This window comes from Peribacillus folii, from assembly GCF_030271255.1.
Classification (GTDB): Bacteria; Bacillota; Bacilli; order Bacillales; family DSM-1321; genus Peribacillus.
In genome coordinates this window covers 302,237-320,287 of the sequence record NZ_JASJOM010000005.1, presented here as the reverse complement: position 1 = coordinate 320,287, position 18,051 = coordinate 302,237, and the positions used below count along the sequence as shown (strand labels likewise).

Below are 18,051 nucleotides of genomic sequence, written 5' to 3'. Positions count from 1 at the left end.
AACCTTTCTGGGAGTGAAAAATATGAGAGCGCTATATGATTCAAAAAGTAAAACGATGAACGACAGAGGGATAAAATATCTGTTGACCAATGAAGCAAAATACCAAGCATGGCTTGATGTAGAAGCGGCTCTAGCAAAGGCACAGGCTGAATTTGGCATTATCCCAAGTGAGGCAGCAAAGAATATAGAATCAGCATGTAAGCTGGAAAATATCGATTTAAAGCAAATGGATATAATTCAGCAAAAAATCGGTCACGGCTTTGTTCCTTTTTTAAAGGTTTTGGTACAAGTATGTGATCAAGAGAGTGGTAAATATGTGCACTATGGAGTAACCACCCAAAATATCCAACAGTCGGGGCAGCTGCTTATCATGAAAAGAATTCATGATAGGTTTATAAAAGTGGTTGGCGATATGTTAAGGAATTTGGCTATATTGGCGAAGGACAACAAGGATACCATTCTGCCAGGAAGAACCCATGGAAAACATGCTATCCCTATAACATATGGGTATAAGGTATCCGTCTGGATAAGTGAGTTAATTGCTTCTTTGGAAAGAATGGAGGAAGTAGAAAAAAGGGTCTTTACTGTAATGATGGGCGGAGCTGTAGGAGCCTTTAATTCATCAGGAGAGACAGGAAGAAAGGTACAAGATCGGGTTGCAGGATTATTGGGGATGCATTCCATGGATATTCCATCTAGAAATATGAGCACTCATAAAGTGGAATACATAATGAACCTCTCTTTACTGGCAAGTACCTGTCACAAAATAGCGGAAGAAGTTTATTATACGTCGATCGAAGAGTTCGGTGAAGTGTCGGAAGGTTTCCAGCAGGGCACTGTAGGAAGCAGTACAATGCCTCATAAGATTAATCCAAAACTATCTAAAGGCATCATAGCAAACTCCCAAAAATTATATTCCCTAGTTTCGATGGGCCTCTATTCATGTCCAAGACCCTTTGAAGGAGATAGTACGTCGTATATGTTATTTGATGGAACATTGGAAGAAGCGCTCTCATTAACCACGGAGATCCTGTTAAGAGGAGAAGAATTGACCAGGACGTTAACGATTAATAAGGAACGGATGTCGAAGAATGCACAGCTAAATAAGGGTCTTGATAATAGTGAATTTGTGATGATGGAAATCGCCAAGAAATTAGGGAAAGATGAAGCACACTCCTTAGTATACGGATTAGTCATGCAATCCTATCTAGAGGAAAGGAATTACTTGGACGTGTTAATTGAAAATCCAATAATAGCAGGGAACTTTACAGACAAACAACTGAAAGAAATGCTTGACCCTAAAAATTATATCGGTCTTTCGGCACAAATAGCTGAGGAGTTCTCCCTTAAGGCGATACATGCAAGTCAGGCTATCGAAAAGATGATTCTAAACTAGTTGAATATTTATATGGGAGGGTATACCTGTGTTTAAGAAGCTATTTAATAAGGATACAAAGAAAGAAGAAATGTTTGCATATGCTTCTGGGAAATTAGTTCGTTTAGAAGATGTTCCAGATCCTGTTTTTGGTCAAAAAGTGATGGGGGAAGGCATAGCAATCAGCCCTTCCGATGGAAGGATTGTCGCACCTATAGATGGTGAAATTACTTTACTGGCGGATACGAAACATGCTTTTGGCATTAAGACAGAGCTGGGTGAAGAAATTCTTGTGCATATCGGATTAGAAACCGTCGGGCTTAAGGGTGAAGGATTCAATGTGCGAGTGAAAATGGGAGACCGGGTAACAAAGGGACAAACCATTATTGAAGCAGATCTTGCCCTCATTGAAAAAAGAGGATGTAATACAATCATTCCGATGATCGTGACGAATAGCATGGAAGGGAAATTCAAGTTCGAATGGGAAAATTCAGGACAAGTAAAAGCCGGGGAGTCAAAAGTATTTACTGCAAGACTAAAATAGAAACTCACATTTGCGGCGGTTTGTAAGGATGGGCCTTTAGCTATGGTGAATGGAAAAAAATAAAGATGAAGTTCAGCGAATGCATCCTTGCATAGAATACAAGATGTCGAAAAAGGGGGAACAAGTAGTTTGATTGACTTGTTTCCCCTTTTTGATTTCATGGCTGATTGCAGTCATTGGCGCTGTTAGCGGTAAAGTTATATAATAAAAGAATGATGATAAAATTCATAATCCATGTATATTTGGAGGGAAGATTCTTGAAGAAAAAGTCGGTCAATGCGATGGAGGTTGCGAAATTAGCCAACGTTTCGCAGTCAACGGTTTCGCGAGTATTTACTCCAGGATCGAATGTGTCTGAAAAGACCAAAAGAAAAGTGAAGGAAGCCGCAACAACTTTAGGTTATCGGCCGAATGCATTTGCCAGAGGATTGATCATGAATAAATCAAATATGATTGGATTGGCCATGAAGGATATCCAAAATCCGTTTTATCATGAAGTTTTAGGAAAATTCTCCAAGGGTCTTCGCGAAAAGGGATATCATGTATTGTTTGTTTATACCGAAAATGATGAGATTCAACAAGATGAAATTGCCCAATTTCTTGAATATAATGTAGAAGGTGTTATTGTAACGGATGCCTTTTTGTCCTCCAATGTGGTTTCCCATCTCCATGAAAACAACATACCTGTTATTTTGTTTAACCGATACAGTAAGGATATTCCGTGCCACTCAGTAAGCTGTGATAATTATAAGGCCGGTAAGCGGATTGGTGAATTCCTGCTTGATCAAGGTTACAGTAAATTAGCCTTCATTACCGGGCGGAAAAATACATCGACCAGTCAAGATCGGCAAAGGGGATTTTGTGAATTATTACAGTCTAAAGGGATTAATCCGGTCATTGAAGAAGGGGATTATACGTATGATGGGGCCTATGAAGCCGCATTAAAGTTATTGACACGGGAAGATCGGCCTGAGGTCATTTTCGGAGCAAATGATATAACGGCTTTAGGCGCAATCGATGCAGCGAAAACATTAAATTTATCCATTCCTGAGGATATTGCCATCGTGGGATTTGATAACATTCAAATGGCTTCATGGCCATCTTATTCGCTCACTACATGGGAACAGCCTGTCGATGAAATGATTGAATTAACCATCAATACCCTATTAATCGAAATGGACCAAAAAGGCTCCGATTCCAAACCGACCCTAGTATCAGGGAGATTGATCGAAAGAAATACAACAAAATCCTAGACGATTATAAAAAACTTGACAGATGAAAGCGATTTATTTATTCTGTGTTTAGAAGATTTATTAAATTCTAAACTCTCCCCCATAGAAATGCATACGTATGCATTTCTATGGGGGAGAAAGTTAACGTCAAAATGCATACGTATGCATTTTGGGGAATTTCAATCATAGTTTTTTTAAAACAAGGAGGATTTCAATGGCAACTTATTTAAAGCAAGGTAAAGCACAGGAAGAAATTGCCCAGAACGACGCCCAAGTATCTGATACGGTACGTCAAACGATACTAAAAGTTGAGCAAGAAGGAGACGCAGCCGTCAGGGAATTATCTGAAAAATTCGATAAGTGGTCTCCAGAAAGCTTCCGATTAACTGGTGAACAAATTGAAGAAATCATTAGTCAGGTTCCTGAACAGACCATTGAAGATATAAAGTTTGCCCAAAGTAATGTGAAAAGATTTGCAGAAGAGCAAAGGAAGTCCATGATTGACATTGAGGTGGAAACACTTCCAGGTGTGATCCTTGGTCATAAAAATATCCCGGTCGATAGCGTTGGCTGCTATATTCCTGGCGGACGATACCCAATGGTAGCATCCGCGCACATGAGTGTACTAACGGCTAAAGTGGCAGGAGTTAAACGAGTCATTGCGTGCACACCCCCTATAAATGGGGAAATCCCAGCCGCTACCGTAGCCGCCATGCATATGGCGGGAGCCGATGAGATTTATATTCTCGGTGGCATTCAAGCAATGGCGGCAATGGCTGTCGGAACGGATACCATAAAATCCGTCGATATGATTGTCGGGCCGGGTAATGCATTCGTTGCTGAAGCTAAACGGCAACTATACGGCCGTGTCGGGATCGATCTTTTCGCCGGTCCTACTGAAACGCTAGTCGTTGCTGATGAAACGGCAGATGCAGAAATGATTGCTACGGATATTCTAGGGCAAGGGGAGCACGGACCAACGTCTCCGGGGGCATTGATCACTACTTCTCGTAAACTAGCAGAAGAAACTCTTGTTGAAATTGAGCGGCAGTTGGGCGTTCTCAAGACAGCAGATGTGGCCCGTGTTTCTTGGGAGGATTATGGCGTTATCATCCTGGTCGATACCATAGATGAAGCCGTACTTGAAGCAAACCGACTGGCATTTGAACATGTTGAGATCCTTACGGAAAATCCGGACTACTTCCTTGAAAACATGACAAATTACGGCTGCTTATTCTTGGGACCTGAAACAAACGTAGCATACGGGGATAAAGTCATCGGTACCAATCATACATTGCCAACAAAAGGTGCTGCACGTTATACCGGTGGTTTATGGGTCGGTAAATTCTTGAAGACGGTTACCTATCAAAAGGTAGCGGAAGAAGCGAGCGCCATGATTGGGGAATATGCTGCGCGCCTTTGCGAATTGGAGAATTTTGCCGGACATGCTGAACAAGCCCTTCTCCGTGTGCGCCGTTATGGTAAAGTGGCCGTTAATAACAAGTAAAATAGCTGGATAAATGGACTAGTGAAAGAGGATACATAAGTTTCTTATGCATCCTCTCTTTTCAAAATATGGACGGTCTTCATTCTTGCATTCGATTTCGCCGAAAAGGGCTTTAATGAGGGAAATCGCATCCAAAGCAATCCTGGCTTTCACCAAGAACAGCAAACGCTTACAAGTGACCATTTGCTTACCAAAAACAGTAGAAGGAATTTGTAAGTGAGTCATATTACAACAAAAAAGAAGCATTCAAAGATTATCATGTGGAAAAAAGGAAAACACATCTGGATTGCTAGCGATATAGGAGGCTGGAAATAATGGATTTAATCATCATCATACTTGCTTTAGGGCTATTAATGTTTATTGCTTACCGTGGCTTTTCTGTCATTCTTTTTGCGCCACTTTGTGCGTTGCTTGCTGTCATTCTAACAGAGCCCAGCTATGTTTTGCCGTTCTTCTCCAATATTTTCATGGAGAAAATGGTCGGCTTCATTAAAAATTACTTTCCTGTCTTTTTATTAGGAGCCGTTTTTGGAAAGTTAGTTGAAATGTCAGGAATTGCCGAGTCCATCGCCAAGACGATAGTGAAACTAGTCGGCAAGAAAAGAGCCATTCTAGCAGTTGTCCTAATGTGTGCCATATTAACTTACAGTGGAGTGAGTTTGTTCGTCGTTGCATTTGCCGTATATCCATTTGCTGCGAACCTTTTCCGGGAAGCCAATATACCTAAACGGCTTATACCAGGGACAATTGCTTTGGGAGCACTATCCTTTACAATGGATGCGCTGCCGGGAACACCGCAAATCCAAAATGTAATCCCTACTTCTTATTTTAAGACAGATATATATGCAGCACCCGTATTGGGAATCATTGGCTCGATTTTCGTTTTATCGATGGGGATGATTTACTTGGAAAGACGGCGAAAAAAAGCTCAAAAAGCGGATGAAGGGTATTTGGGGTTTAATGGAGATGGAGGAGAAACGGCTGTCGCTGCAGAAACAGTCAATCCATTACCGGCTCCCTTAGCTGTAAATACAAGTGGTGGCCGGCAAATTCTTGCATTCATACCGCTAGTTTTAGTGGGTGTGGCCAATAAATTTTTTACTATTTCCATTCCGAACTGGTATCCAGAGGGATTTGACTTTTCAAAGATAGGATTGGATGTGTTCGGGAAGGTGGAGCTTGCGACAGTAACAGGTATTTGGTCTGTCGAGCTAGCTCTAGTACTGGGTATCATTGCAACGGTTGCTTACGATTGGTCACGTGTTAAAACAGGGTTTCAACAAGGCATTAATGCCAGTATTGGCGGAGCGTTACTAGCAGCCATGAATACTGCTTCTGAATATGGATTTGGCGGGGTCATCGCTGCATTACCAGGATTCGCCACTGTACGTGATGGTATTTCTCATACTTTTACGAATCCCCTTGTAAATGGGGCCGTTACAACAAACGTCTTATCCGGTATCACGGGTTCTTCGTCTGGCGGAATGGGAATTGCACTTAGTGCGATGGGAGATAAGTATATACAAGCTATCAATCAATATAATATTCCTCCGGAAGTCATGCACCGTGTCATAGCGATGGCATCAGGCGGAATGGATTCGTTACCTCATAACGGTGCGGTTATTACCTTACTTGCGGTTACAGGCCTAACACATAAACAATCATATGGAGATATTTTTGCAGTCACCATCATCAAAACACTAGCGGTCTTCTTCGTTATCGCCATCTATAGCATAACGGGGCTCGTATAGACATTATTCAAGCATGGTCCATATTCTCCAGAATCATCAAAAAGCCCTTCTCTTAATCGAGAGGGACTAATTTATATATTCCCACCCAAATATTTCATGGGAGGCAAGTAACACCGCTTATCCGAACTTCATGCGAAAGTAATCCTTGTTTTGATTGGCTGCCTTTGATGTTCACTCATTGCTTCTTCTGCTCTCATGGATCTCGTGCTCTCAGAGCCAAAAGCAATTCGTCCCTTCCTTAAGGTCTTTCATTACTGATCAACTGACCTGGAATGGCTTAAAAGTACGAAAGATAGGCTATCCGGGCAATCAATCTGTCAATCCTTGGTGTAATAAATTGGGAATGTCTGCTACTATTAGGTATATCAGATTAAACATTTCATTTGGGGGATTTATGGGGTTGGGAATAATGTTTCATAACAATGTAATGGCGTACATACTTAAGAAACTGGCAGGGCTTGGTTTATTAGTACTTGTTATGTGTATTTATATCATTTTGGGAAGCGGATTTGATTTATATGAGTTCTCAGAAGCTTTATCGAATACAAAGGTGTGGGGATTAATTTGCGGGTACGCACTCGTGATGACCGTTCTGATCGATTTAATCAGGTATAAATGGAGTGAGGTCACGAACCATACGGGTATTCTGCTGCACTGTCTGGCAGGTTTTATTGTGTTTTTCCCATTTATGGGCTTTAATTTGTTTTCATTGATTGCTGGAAGTGTTGGTGCTTTATGTGGCTTCATCTATGCTTTTAGCTGCTATTTTTTAGTGAAAAAAAAGCATGTAGTATGGATTGCTCTTTTAGTCTTCCCACTCCTGCTATCGATAAGATTATTCGATTTTACGATAAAAGAAAGGTGGACCGAAGAAAAAACAAAATCATCATTTTCCGCAGAGTTTGAGCGTTTTAATGGAAAAAATGAGATTCCCTTATCTTTAAAAAAGGGAGATGCAGTGACGAGTTATATATCCTTTGACCAAATGAATGAGGGAGGGTATGGGTATCATATTTTAGATGATGGCGGGAAGTTAGTGGAGATGAACGAGCTAGAAGATACGCATGGGGAATATGGAGTCAATGAAACCAATGTAATCCAGTTTCATGCTGAAAATACAGGTACATATAGAGTCATCATCACTGGGCATAATTTGAAAGGGAAGATTGATGTAAAATGGGAAATAGATGAATGCGAAGGAATATGAGCACCGCATGCCTTTAGGCACTAGCTTGAATCGGTTACGTTTGCTAAGATCGGGGCTGTCTATATGGCAGCTTTTTATTATGGAACTAACGAGGCGGGATAGTTGCCTAAGGAATGAAGCAGATAACTATAAAATGATGATGGCGGGTTGATGTTCATTGATGCTTCTTAATGGGATAACTGGCTTTTATCATGCAAGACATGATAGGCCACCAACAATGGATGGGGAAAAATTTAAACAGCAATGTTTTAGTATTCTGAGAAGGAATCATGGAAAAGTATTACGTTTTTTAGAACCACAGATGACGATGAACTTTTTTGATGTCGAAGTTAACGTTTTCAATCAACATATACATATATTGCTTAATGATCATTACCCTATTTTAGCCTTTGCTTCCGCTGTTGATTTTGAAAATATTCATTTTATTAATGAACCGGAATTGTTGAGACAGTTTAGCCCTTTTTATAGGGTGTTGAGTATGAAGGAACTTAACGAACCATTATATATGAAAGAGGATCCAGGCAAGATTATTTTAGCAAATGATAATGAATTGAACAGTGCTGAATTGGAGCAAATAGCGTATTGGAAACCCAAAAGTGTTGGAGAGGTCATCTATAATTTTTGGGATTAAAAACAGATAGCGCTTATGGAAAAACGGGGTGGGTTAGCTGGAGATTAAGCTGTCTTTAACTCAGGTAAACTAAAGGTGCAGGTTAATTGAAGTGAATTTTACGAATAGTTCGATTGACAAATATCCCTTTCTCACATAATATTAATAGTCCTGTCAACAATATGTTGACGTATAGGGAACTTTGAAAAGTTCATTCTTAGAACAAGGGTGGATAATATGAATAAAGAGCTATTAATGGAAAGTGCACGTCAGATGAAAGCGAATGCCTATGTACCTTATTCCAAATTTCCAGTCGGAGCAGCACTACTATTAAAAGATGGTACGGTAATTAATGGAGTAAACGTAGAAAATGTTTCACTAGGCGCCACAAATTGTGCGGAGAGAACAGCCATTTTTACCGCAATATCAAATGGTTATAAAAAAGGTGAGTTTCAGGCTATTGCCGTCGCAGGAGACACGGTAGATTTTCTGCCGCCTTGCAGCATTTGCAGACAAGTATTAGCAGAATTTTGTTTACCTGATATGCCCGTTTATTTAACGAACGAGAAGAAAGCTATCTTGGAATTGACCTTAAAGGAATTGCTGCCTTACGCATTCACAGACTTAGAAATGTAAAAATGGAAGCACAGCCTAATTGAATAAATAGATAAAAAGTCGATTTCCCGAGATGGGAAATCGGCTTTTTTTTATGGAACCGACGGGGCAATGGATAATCTGGATAACTTTTATGATTCTTTTCTAACTGCTTAGGGTACACCTGTAGAAATAACAATATTTACACATCGACAGTACCCTCAGTCGGATATTTTTCTTTCAAAACATGATGCAGAAACATGATTCTAATAGCTATAATAAACTTTTTCTTATCGGTTAAGGATTCTTGATTTCTCAAAAATTATTCCAACTCTTCCGTAGTTATGTCACAATAAGCAGCCAACGTCTCATACCTTAATCCTATGTCTCTATGCAATCCTTCTATAATGACACACAATCTTTGTTCTTCATCAAAATCAATAGCTGTTAAAAAGGCACTCATTTCTATTGGATGAGTGTGATACATTTTGTGATTAGTATATAAAATCTTATTTATTACATCATCTGACATGTTGTATATTTTTTTATTTTTTCAATATTTTCTTCCAATGTAATAATTTTTATGAATAGTTCCTCCTAATATTTATTAATTGGGCCTATCAGTCTATGAACGGGGCGGGAAGGCTGCCATAAAGGAAGGACGGAAGCCGCGTTTTCCGCGCAGCTTCCGCCCCGATCTTCCGGACAACTAACTTAAATACCGATTTCGGATGACCCCCATGTGGTGAATCTCGTGTCCTGCGATGCCGTATGCAAGGGCACGCGCCGTAATGCTTGCGTTGTTGGCTGTGCCTTTGCGGGACCACGCCTCCGCCGGTAACCCGCGCAGCAGTGTGATCGTCGATTGCCGTACGGCCCGGTAGTCTTCGGCCAATAGCGCGGTTGTCCAGCTCCCGAAAGGAGGCATGAACAATTCCTGGTCGAATCCGGACAGAGGCGTCTGGTCCCCTCTTGCGAACCGGAGCAGGCGGTAGGTCATGACGCGTTCTCCGTCTGCGATGTGGCCCACGACTTCTTTCAGCGTCCATTTTCCTTCCGCATACCGATAAGCGCCTTGGCTTTCGGTCAACGATGCCAGCAACCCGGTCATTTGCTTTTCCTGGGCGAGCAGAATGTCGATGATGTTGCCATCCGGCACCAACCGGATATACTTTCCGAAGTCCCCGGCATATTCTTCTTCTGACGGTCTTTGATTCATGCGTAATCACCTCTTTATGGAGTTATAGAAAATTAAAATGCTCTTTCCGATGCTCTACCGAGATTTTTTTGCGAATTTCGTAATTTCGGCATGTATAATGAATTCGCGAAAGGATAAAACTTTCCTTCCAATAATTGAGTGTAAGCAACACTTAGTTGGTCTGTGGCCATGAGGATGCTTGGAATCTAAAATCGGCAGGTATGGCTGTCCGATCGATGGAAAGTGGCCAGATGAAAGTGTTTAGTGATAATAAAGTTGTTTAATTCTTATAGAACAAACGGGTGCGTTAGCTGAAGATCGGGGCTCTCTTTAAGGCAGCCCTTTTCTTATGGAACTGAAGGGGCAGGATAGTTCTAGAAGCGTAACTTATTCGAACCCTGATTATGACTATTTTTGTATCAAGGTGTTTAATTTACAATAAAGTTGTTGAACGAATGCGAGTCATTCTTTCAACAATCGGCCAGATTGTGGAGTAAATAAACAAGTGCGCTTTAAGTTTTCTGAAAATTATGGGAGGATATAGAAACTGTGAACATTGTTTTATTATCATTGAATTGCTCCTATAATAAAAAAGAGCGCGCGCTGAATTTAATTTGAAGGAGCAAAGAAATGATTGCAAATCAGCAATTAGTTATAAATAATCTTGAAGAAAAAATAAGAATATTCACTCATGCGGTTAATGGAAAGCTTATCAAAGAAGAAGATTTCGTTTTGGCGAATACAGAAATACCCACTGATACATTCAATGTACTTTTGCCGAAATCTTCACATATAAAAAATGCTTTTAAGATTAGAAGTAGCATCGAAAACATGTCTCTTAAAGAATATCCCTTTAGTACATGGATTGACTCCCGGTATTTGAACGCTGGCTGGCAAGACCTGATGCAAGAATACGGCCTAAAAGAAGCAGAACGTAATGTAATGATGAAACTTGAAAATACTCTTAATGTTGGTCAAAGAAAGTCCCATCAGCTTATGATTACTCATGTGAGAAATTTTGAAGAACTTAAGGAATATAAAGAGGTTTTTATGAGCCTATTTGAAGGTACACCAGAAAAAGCTGCGTTAGAACATTATTTTAATAAGTTTTCTGAAGGAAATTTGGGTTCGGAAATTCAAATGTTTATTGGACGCGTCGGCGAATTAACTGTATCTACTGCTTTACTAATAGATAGCAAAGAAAGTTATGGTATTTATGATGTTATGACAAAAGAAACATTTAGAGGTAAAGGATATGGCAGTGAAATGTTTCAATACCTTCTTACTCAAACAAAAGATAAACAAAAACCCGTTGTCTTACAAGCATCAGAGGATGGGGAAAATATCTATAAGCGCTTTGGGTTTATAGATGTCGGAGAAATGGTTGTATTTGAATAAGAAGTTTTCTTATGAAGTCAAAGGGCGATACATATTAATATGTATCGCCCTTTGAACAAGGTCCATTCAATATAATAGAGGATGAACTTATGTTGAAACTGTTTCTGAAGATATATACGAAAAAATTGATGTATGTAAAATGAAGTGTAATTGATTTTATGAATGATACTTCTTTATCCTTTAACAAACTACATTGTGAAGGAATGTAGTTTGTTAAAGGGGCAGGTTAGTGTAACTGCACGTGTTGTTAAATATGGTAAAATGAGTAAAAAAGGAGGGGCGATATGAAGGTGGTTCTTCAAGCAATTATAGGTTCCTTTTCAATTCATGTAATCTATGCAGTCGTTATGATGTTAGTCGGTTATATGAAAACAAAAAATTATAAACCAGATATTGAGAGTGCATGGGATAAAGCAGCAACCCTGCAAAACGAGGTAGAGTTTGTGAGTGTTACGCCTCCTTATTTTTATGCATTATCATTTTTGGTAGTATTTGTAATATGCGGAATTGTAATTTTATCGTATGAAAAGGTAATGAACTAACAGGGCAGATTAGTTGAAGATGGAATAATAAGGAGTGAGTGGAAATGAGTTTGGCTTCCTATATGGGGTGTAATCAAGAAATACCGATTAATGCTGATGATTCAGATGATTTTTTTATATTGGCAGTTGTTTTGCCAGTGAGTGTGACTTGCTAAATGTAAAGAAATATCAGTTTACTACTCCTTTCGTTTATGAGGTATCAAGTCATTGGGGAATTGAGATTTCAAAATATATGAACCCAAAATCGTGTGCCGAATCGAAAATGAAGCTGATAGAATTATGTAAAATTATGGACAGGTTCATTGAGATCGGTGATTTTTTTGAACTGTATAGTTGTTGGGTAGGGGAAGAAGCTGAAAAGCGAGATGGTGAGATTACCCTCCAAATCAATACCTTTGATATGGACGTGTTTGAAATTCCCGAAAAAACGTTAGTTAGGTTAAAAAAATGAATTTTCTGCTTCACTAACGGGTGCATTAGCAGAAGATCGGAGTTCTCTTACAGGCAGCTTTTTCTTTATACGAAAAATTGGTGCACGATCGTTCTGCAAGCGCAGTATATTCACACTGCGCACCAACTTACTTCCTATCTGTCTCCTTTGAGAACGTTCAAAAAATTAGAGATGAAAGGTTGTGGAGAGTGTTCATGACAGTATATATTAAGCTCCCACGTGCCATCTATCTCCCTTTATAAAATATCGTTATATTTTTTCTCTAACTCAAGCAGCCAAGACTTTCTTTGAATGCCCCCGCCATACCCGCCAAGATCGCCATTTGTATTGATCACTCTATGACAAGGAATAAGAATTGAAATTTGATTGGCTCCATTTGCTCCAGCGACAGCACGATAAGCTTTAGGATTTCCTATTTCTCTTGCTAAATCTTTGTAACTAATGGTACTTCCCGGGCGTATCCCTCTCAGTATCCTCCAAACCTCTATTTGGAAGCTTGATCCAATTTCGTCTGTAATGGGTGTTTGAAAGGAAAAGCGAGTACCTTCAAAATATTCCTGCAGTTCCATTTCAAGATGCTGGAGAATTTGATTTGTTCCAGGTATGATAGCTGCAGAAAATTTTGTCCGCATTTTCTCAATTTCCTTTTCTAATCCCCTTCTATCAACAAATTCTAAAAGAAATAGAGCGGTATCATCGGCTATTGCAATCATCGAACCTAATTTTGTTTCAATCCACTTTGCCGTTAAGAGTTTTACTTGTTTATTTCTCTTCGGAACGGCCCCCATGATGCGCGTAAAAGCATCACGAAATCCATTACTGGATTCAAATCCGCTATCAAGCTGAGTGTAAATGAAAGGTTTACCATTGCGAATATGATTAAATGCCACACCAAGACGGCGGGCTCGAGCGTATTCAATAAAAGTCATCCCAAATTGTTTTTTAAATTGTCTTCTTGCGGTGTTCGCGCTAATGGATAAGTCATCAAAATCCTTATCCGTCCATTTTTTTTGAGGATTCTCTTCTATAGCTACAACTAATTTTTTTACTTCAGGGGATAAAGAACTAGGTGTATTTAATGGCTGACACCTTTTACAAGGCCTGTAGGAAGCCAATGTAGCTTCTTTTGCCGTTTTAAAAAACTCGCAGTTTTCTTTTTTAGGCTTTTTGGCAGGGCAAGTTGGTCTGCAAAATACACCCGTCGTTCGAACCCCTACATAAAAAGTGCCTTCATAGTTTGAGTTTCTCTCTACTAGCATTGTATAAAATGTATCTATTGTCCTTTGGTCAGTAATCATAATTTTCGCTTTGCCTCCTAAATCCTAAATGTGAGCTGATTTGCTAAGATATTTTGTGCTTGGAAATAAGAATGTGGTCCATAGCTTACCCTGCTTACACCAACATTTTTCCAGTTAATACTCTCGATATTAGTAGATGAATTCAGCATAATGTTAACTGGTAAAGGAGAATTTTTAGAAAATTCCTCGATCAGCTCTATATTGGTCAGCCCTGGGATAAATATACCGTCCGCACCAGCATCAGCATAGACATCAGCTCTATGTAGCGCTTCCTTTACTAAATCAATAGAGTGCTTCTCTTCTTTAAAAAATACGTCTGTTCTTGCATTAACAAATATATGGGTGTTTAAAGATGTAGCAACATGCTTTAGGGTTTGAATCCTGTCTGCTTGTTCATTAACATTCCATAACTCATAAGTATCGGAGCCATTTTTTTTATCTTCAAAATTAATTCCTGAGATACCTGTAGTAAAAAGAGATTGAGCATTATTATAGAGTGTTTCTAGAGAATCTGCATAAAACCCTTCTGCATCAACGGAAACAGGTACATTAGAATTATGGATTAGCTGCTGAGAAAACCATATTAGATTTTCAAAAGGTAATTTTTCTCCATCTGCGTATCCCCAGGCATCAGCAATTGCATAACTGCTAGTCGCTAATGCTTTGACGCCTTTACCCTCAATAATTTTTGCAGACATTACATCCCAACAATTAAAGAGGTACAACACATCCTCTTGATCATGTAGCTTTTTAAAAGCTTGAAATTGATTTTTTGTCATTTTGACTCCTCTTTTCCATTTTTTGATACCTTTATAATAACGAATCCTTACATTTTAGAAACCAGAAAAATTAACACCAATTTTTTATTTTCCATACCAAAAACGCCCCCTTTTAGGCATCCTTTCCGAAGTACAATGCGTGAAAAAGGAATTATAAAAAGGGGGAATTCTCAAAGAGTATTTCTTGTATAAGCGTAGTTTACTCGGACTATGTGGTAGTAAACCGCAATTTTCTTTGTTAAATAAGAGGTCTTTCATTTATACTTGATATAAATCTAAGGGAATATGGAAGTGTCTTATTAATGAATGATTATTTAAAATCAGATTGTAATAATTGTTTAGGGTTATGTTGTGTAGCCTTACCTTATGCCAAATCAGCAGATTTTTCATTCAATAAGGACGGTGGAGAGCCATGCCGAAATTTATGTTCAGATAATAGTTGCAATATACATGACCAATTGAGAGAAAAAGGGTTTCGGGGTTGTGTTTCTTATGAATGCTTTGGAGCCGGACAACATGTATCACAGACTATTTATGACGGTGGCGATTGGAGAGATAACTCAGAACGTTCCATAGAAATGTTTGCGCTATTTCCTCTCGTTCAACAACTTCATGAAATGCTGTGGTATCTCAATCAAGCTCTAAGCTTGAAGGAAACACAGTCATTTCATTCAAGTTTGCAAAACATTTATGAAGAAACGTTAACATTGACGGAGAAAGCGCCTAAAGAAATTTTAAAGTTAGACATTGTCGCACATAGAAGTAAAGTTAATATTTTGTTACTGAAAACAAGTGAAGTATTTCGTGAGGATGTAATTAAAAAAAGGAAAAACAAAGGAACAAAGAAAAGGTTAGATTACTTAGGAGCAAATCTAATAGGGGCAGATTTACAAGGGGTTAGTTTGCGAGGAACACTAATGATAGCAGCCAATTTAAGTCATGCTGATTTGAGAAAAGCTGATTTTATAGGTGCTGATCTCAGAGATGCAGACCTAAGTAATGCGAACTTAACAGGTGCTATCTTTCTAACACAATCGCAAATAAATTCAGCTAAAGGAAATGCCCATACGAAAATACCAAATTTCTTAAAAAAACCTGATCATTGGTTGAAATAAATTAGCTTTACCGCATTGTTTGTGTCAACTCTGCGATAAGTTTTATAGAACTAACGGGTGCTAAATTATTTTAGAAGGAGAGGGGAAATCGTGAAAAAATATTTAGGGGGAATTTCATTTGGTTTAATTATCTTGGTTACTTGTTTCTTGGTTGCACATATAACACGGGTCATTGATACTGGAGTACTTACCTTTCGCGTGCTGATGATAGGCGGGGTCGTTTTATCATTAGCTTTTTCTATTCTCAGTGAGAAAGGACTTTGGAGGAAATTAGCTTTAGGACTTAGTATATTAGTTGGTTTATTTTACCTTACAGCGTTCGAATTAATGAGAATAATATTCCAAGGTAATGGATTTTAAATGGTTTATTCAACATAAAGGTGTTCTGTTGAAGTTCCTAATGCTTTAAAACATGTTAATGATAAGCTGTCCTTTGAAGATTGGGGGGAATTAGTTAAAGGTAAAATAAAAAAAGAGAAGGCATAATTATTTATTTTGTTTAATGAAGTAACAGTGCTTTTCTTCATTAGCTTGAGCTCATCAGCAGCTCCTTTTCTTATAGGGACTGTTTAACTGGAGAAGAAAGGTCGTTAAAACATATATTATGAGATTGGGAAGGAGAAACTTACTAGTAAGGAGCCGACTATGAAGAGTATATTGGAAAGAAGGTTAAATTATTTATATACAGGGGAAAGTTTTGCAATAATCGTGTTCATACCTCTTAGTTTCTTAGTTAATTACACATACCCTCATCTGCAATTATATTCTCTGCTTTCTTTTTGGATTTCCTTTTTCTTATTAGAGTTTATCCTTATTCAAGGAGCTTATTATTGGCATTCCAAATGGAAGTGCCTCATTACTGAAAATAAATCTATAACTCCAATCAAAACTGTTAAACTATTGGTGAAAATGCGAACAATAAACTTAGTTCTGATATTTTTTTCTATGATTTTATTTGTTATAGACGTACTTGTTAATTATCCCAGTCTACCAATTAAGGGATTGTTAATTAGTGGATTTATATTTATTTTTGCTGTTCTCGAATTCATTAATTACTTCTACTTGCAGTTGTCTTATGATAATGTATCTGACATTAAATATTTAATAAAAACTAAGAAATTAAAACGATCATCATTAAGCAAAGATTTTAAGCGTGTTGGATAATAAAGGGGTAAAGAGTTTATTCATCAACTAACGGATACGTCAGCTGAAAATCAAAGCTGCCTTTCAGGCAGCTTTTTGAAATTACCGGGACGGGTTATCTAAGAAGCAAGGGGTTCTTCTTTATTTTATCGAATAGATAGGGATAGAATAAAGGGGGGAAGTGAAATAATGGAAATTAATAAAAAACTAAACACACAGTTCAATCCTGTTGTAGCGAATGTTAGAAAGACCTCTGATTTAGTTGACTGTTCAGGTGGGTCTGTTTTTATCATTCATGACGATACTATTGTTACAGAGGAATATTGGGGAAACCATTCGAAAGAACCTAATTCGAGGCGAATCCAAGAGGATACCCAATTTCATGTTGCGTCCGTTAGAAAAAGTTACATAGGCTTTGCCGTTGCTTATGCGGTTCATGAAGGATACTTAGATTCAATCGACGATCTATTAGTGAAATATCTTCCCCAGTATAGTATGCCAATATTTAATGGGACCACGATAAGACACTTACTAACACATACGCATGGTTTAACGAGTAGTAACGGGGAGATACAGCGGGAATTTCCACCTGGAGCAGATTGGTCATATCGCGGTATTGGAATTGAATTGTTGACGCACATTGTTAAAAATGCGACTGGTAAATCGGTTGCTGAGATAGTTGTGAATAATGTATGTAACCCTCTGAATTTTACGGAGACTGGTTGGTATGGAGATATACATGATAAACTTGTTGCTGTCATACGGAAGCCTAATGATCCAAACTGGACAACAAGTAAGAGTACAAAAGGTGATCAGGCGAATATGTATGTATCATCAAGAGAGTTGGCTAAGTGGGGATACTTCCATCTTAAAAAAGGATACATAGGCGGAAAACAATTGGTATCAAAAGAAATTATCGATATGGCTACAAGCATCCAAAGCCCAAGTTCATTGGATGTGAAGCTCCCACAAAATGGTTTCTTGTGGTTCGTAAAAGGGTTGCCTGCAAGAAAATCAGAAATGGGTGAACTTGTATCTAAAGGCTCCTTTCAAATTCTTGGCTATACAGGAGTAACTCTTTTGGTTATACCTCAACATAACCTTGTGGCAGTGCGCGCATTCAATAGTTTTGGTTCTCCTCAGGGGTTTGAATATTTAGCTGATGTCCGAGAGTTTGGTAATACTGTAATGACTTGTTTGACGAACTGACTGGTGTTTCACATCAATAAGAGAGTTGCTTTGAGAACTAGCGGGCCGTTAATGGAAGAAGGAACAATTCTGAGCAATCTAGAAAGAAAGACTGTAAA

17 protein-coding genes and 1 pseudogene are annotated in these 18,051 nt (G+C 38.6%); 14 read left to right on the top strand and 4 right to left on the bottom strand.

Going from position 1 to position 18,051, the window contains the following annotated elements; translation table 11 throughout:
- Nucleotides 1-22: 22 nt before the first annotated feature.
- The 8 genes from QNI08_RS10810 (at nt 23) to QNI08_RS10775 (ending at nt 8,862) form a co-directional block, all read left to right on the top strand.
- A complete protein-coding gene (locus QNI08_RS10810; RefSeq protein WP_285767427.1) occupies nt 23-1,396 on the top strand; it encodes a class-II fumarase/aspartase family protein in 1,374 nt (457 codons plus the stop codon).
- Between the two features lie 28 nt (nt 1,397-1,424).
- Nucleotides 1,425-1,919 (top strand): PTS sugar transporter subunit IIA, encoded by a 495-nt coding sequence (locus tag QNI08_RS10805; RefSeq protein WP_285767426.1) that lies wholly within the window; start codon nt 1,425-1,427, stop codon nt 1,917-1,919.
- A gap of 257 nt (nt 1,920-2,176) precedes the next feature.
- Nucleotides 2,177-3,172 carry a LacI family DNA-binding transcriptional regulator gene (locus tag QNI08_RS10800; protein WP_285767425.1) on the top strand — a complete coding sequence of 332 codons (996 nt, stop codon included), beginning with the start codon at nt 2,177-2,179 and terminating at the stop codon, nt 3,170-3,172.
- A 193-nt stretch (nt 3,173-3,365) separates the two neighbouring features.
- Nucleotides 3,366-4,658 (top strand): histidinol dehydrogenase, encoded by a 1,293-nt coding sequence (hisD, locus tag QNI08_RS10795; protein WP_285767424.1) that lies wholly within the window; start codon nt 3,366-3,368, stop codon nt 4,656-4,658.
- A 314-nt stretch (nt 4,659-4,972) separates the two neighbouring features.
- On the top strand, nt 4,973-6,409 hold the full coding sequence (locus QNI08_RS10790; RefSeq protein ID WP_285767423.1) for a GntP family permease: 1,437 nt from the start codon (nt 4,973-4,975) through the stop codon (nt 6,407-6,409).
- Nucleotides 6,410-6,818: 409 nt separating this feature from the next.
- A complete protein-coding gene (locus QNI08_RS10785; RefSeq protein WP_285767422.1) occupies nt 6,819-7,616 on the top strand; it encodes a hypothetical protein in 798 nt (265 codons plus the stop codon).
- 160 nt (nt 7,617-7,776) lie between these two features.
- Nucleotides 7,777-8,247, top strand: coding sequence for a hypothetical protein (locus QNI08_RS10780; protein ID WP_285767511.1), 471 nt, complete (start codon nt 7,777-7,779; stop codon nt 8,245-8,247).
- 216 nt (nt 8,248-8,463) lie between these two features.
- Nucleotides 8,464-8,862, top strand: coding sequence for a cytidine deaminase (locus QNI08_RS10775; protein ID WP_285767421.1), 399 nt, complete (start codon nt 8,464-8,466; stop codon nt 8,860-8,862).
- A gap of 160 nt (nt 8,863-9,022) precedes the next feature.
- Here QNI08_RS10775 and QNI08_RS22510 read toward each other — a convergent pair.
- A pseudogene (locus QNI08_RS22510) lies at nt 9,023-9,352 on the bottom strand (HTH domain-containing protein).
- A 177-nt stretch (nt 9,353-9,529) separates the two neighbouring features.
- On the bottom strand, nt 9,530-10,039 hold the full coding sequence (locus QNI08_RS10770; RefSeq protein ID WP_285767420.1) for a DinB family protein: 510 nt from the start codon (nt 10,037-10,039) through the stop codon (nt 9,530-9,532).
- 609 nt (nt 10,040-10,648) lie between these two features.
- Between QNI08_RS10770 and QNI08_RS10765 the strand changes: the two genes are divergently transcribed.
- A complete protein-coding gene (locus QNI08_RS10765) occupies nt 10,649-11,416 on the top strand; it encodes a GNAT family N-acetyltransferase (protein ID WP_285767419.1) in 768 nt (255 codons plus the stop codon).
- A 284-nt stretch (nt 11,417-11,700) separates the two neighbouring features.
- The gene (locus tag QNI08_RS10760) at nt 11,701-11,958 is read left to right on the top strand and encodes a hypothetical protein (protein ID WP_285767418.1); all 258 of its coding nucleotides are present in this window, start codon (nt 11,701-11,703) and stop codon (nt 11,956-11,958) included.
- A gap of 687 nt (nt 11,959-12,645) precedes the next feature.
- Here the strand turns inward: QNI08_RS10760 and QNI08_RS10755 are convergent.
- Together QNI08_RS10755 and QNI08_RS10750 are read right to left on the bottom strand one after the other, a co-directional pair.
- Nucleotides 12,646-13,707, bottom strand: coding sequence for a bifunctional transcriptional activator/DNA repair enzyme AdaA (locus tag QNI08_RS10755; RefSeq protein WP_285767417.1), 1,062 nt, complete (start codon nt 13,705-13,707; stop codon nt 12,646-12,648).
- A gap of 17 nt (nt 13,708-13,724) precedes the next feature.
- On the bottom strand, nt 13,725-14,486 hold the full coding sequence (locus QNI08_RS10750; protein WP_285767416.1) for an isocitrate lyase/PEP mutase family protein: 762 nt from the start codon (nt 14,484-14,486) through the stop codon (nt 13,725-13,727).
- Between the two features lie 302 nt (nt 14,487-14,788).
- Here QNI08_RS10750 and QNI08_RS10745 point away from each other — a divergent pair, with 302 nt between their 5' ends.
- From QNI08_RS10745 to QNI08_RS10730, 4 genes are all read left to right on the top strand, one after another.
- Nucleotides 14,789-15,601, top strand: a complete 813-nt coding sequence (locus QNI08_RS10745) for a pentapeptide repeat-containing protein (protein WP_285767415.1) — start codon at nt 14,789-14,791, stop codon at nt 15,599-15,601.
- 90 nt (nt 15,602-15,691) lie between these two features.
- On the top strand, nt 15,692-15,961 hold the full coding sequence (locus tag QNI08_RS10740; protein WP_285767414.1) for a hypothetical protein: 270 nt from the start codon (nt 15,692-15,694) through the stop codon (nt 15,959-15,961).
- 285 nt (nt 15,962-16,246) lie between these two features.
- Complete coding sequence (locus QNI08_RS10735) at nt 16,247-16,765, top strand: general stress protein (protein ID WP_285767413.1); 519 nt, start codon at nt 16,247-16,249, stop codon at nt 16,763-16,765.
- A gap of 168 nt (nt 16,766-16,933) precedes the next feature.
- A complete protein-coding gene (locus QNI08_RS10730; RefSeq protein ID WP_285767412.1) occupies nt 16,934-17,953 on the top strand; it encodes a serine hydrolase domain-containing protein in 1,020 nt (339 codons plus the stop codon).
- The last annotated feature ends 98 nt before the right edge of the window (nt 17,954-18,051 follow it).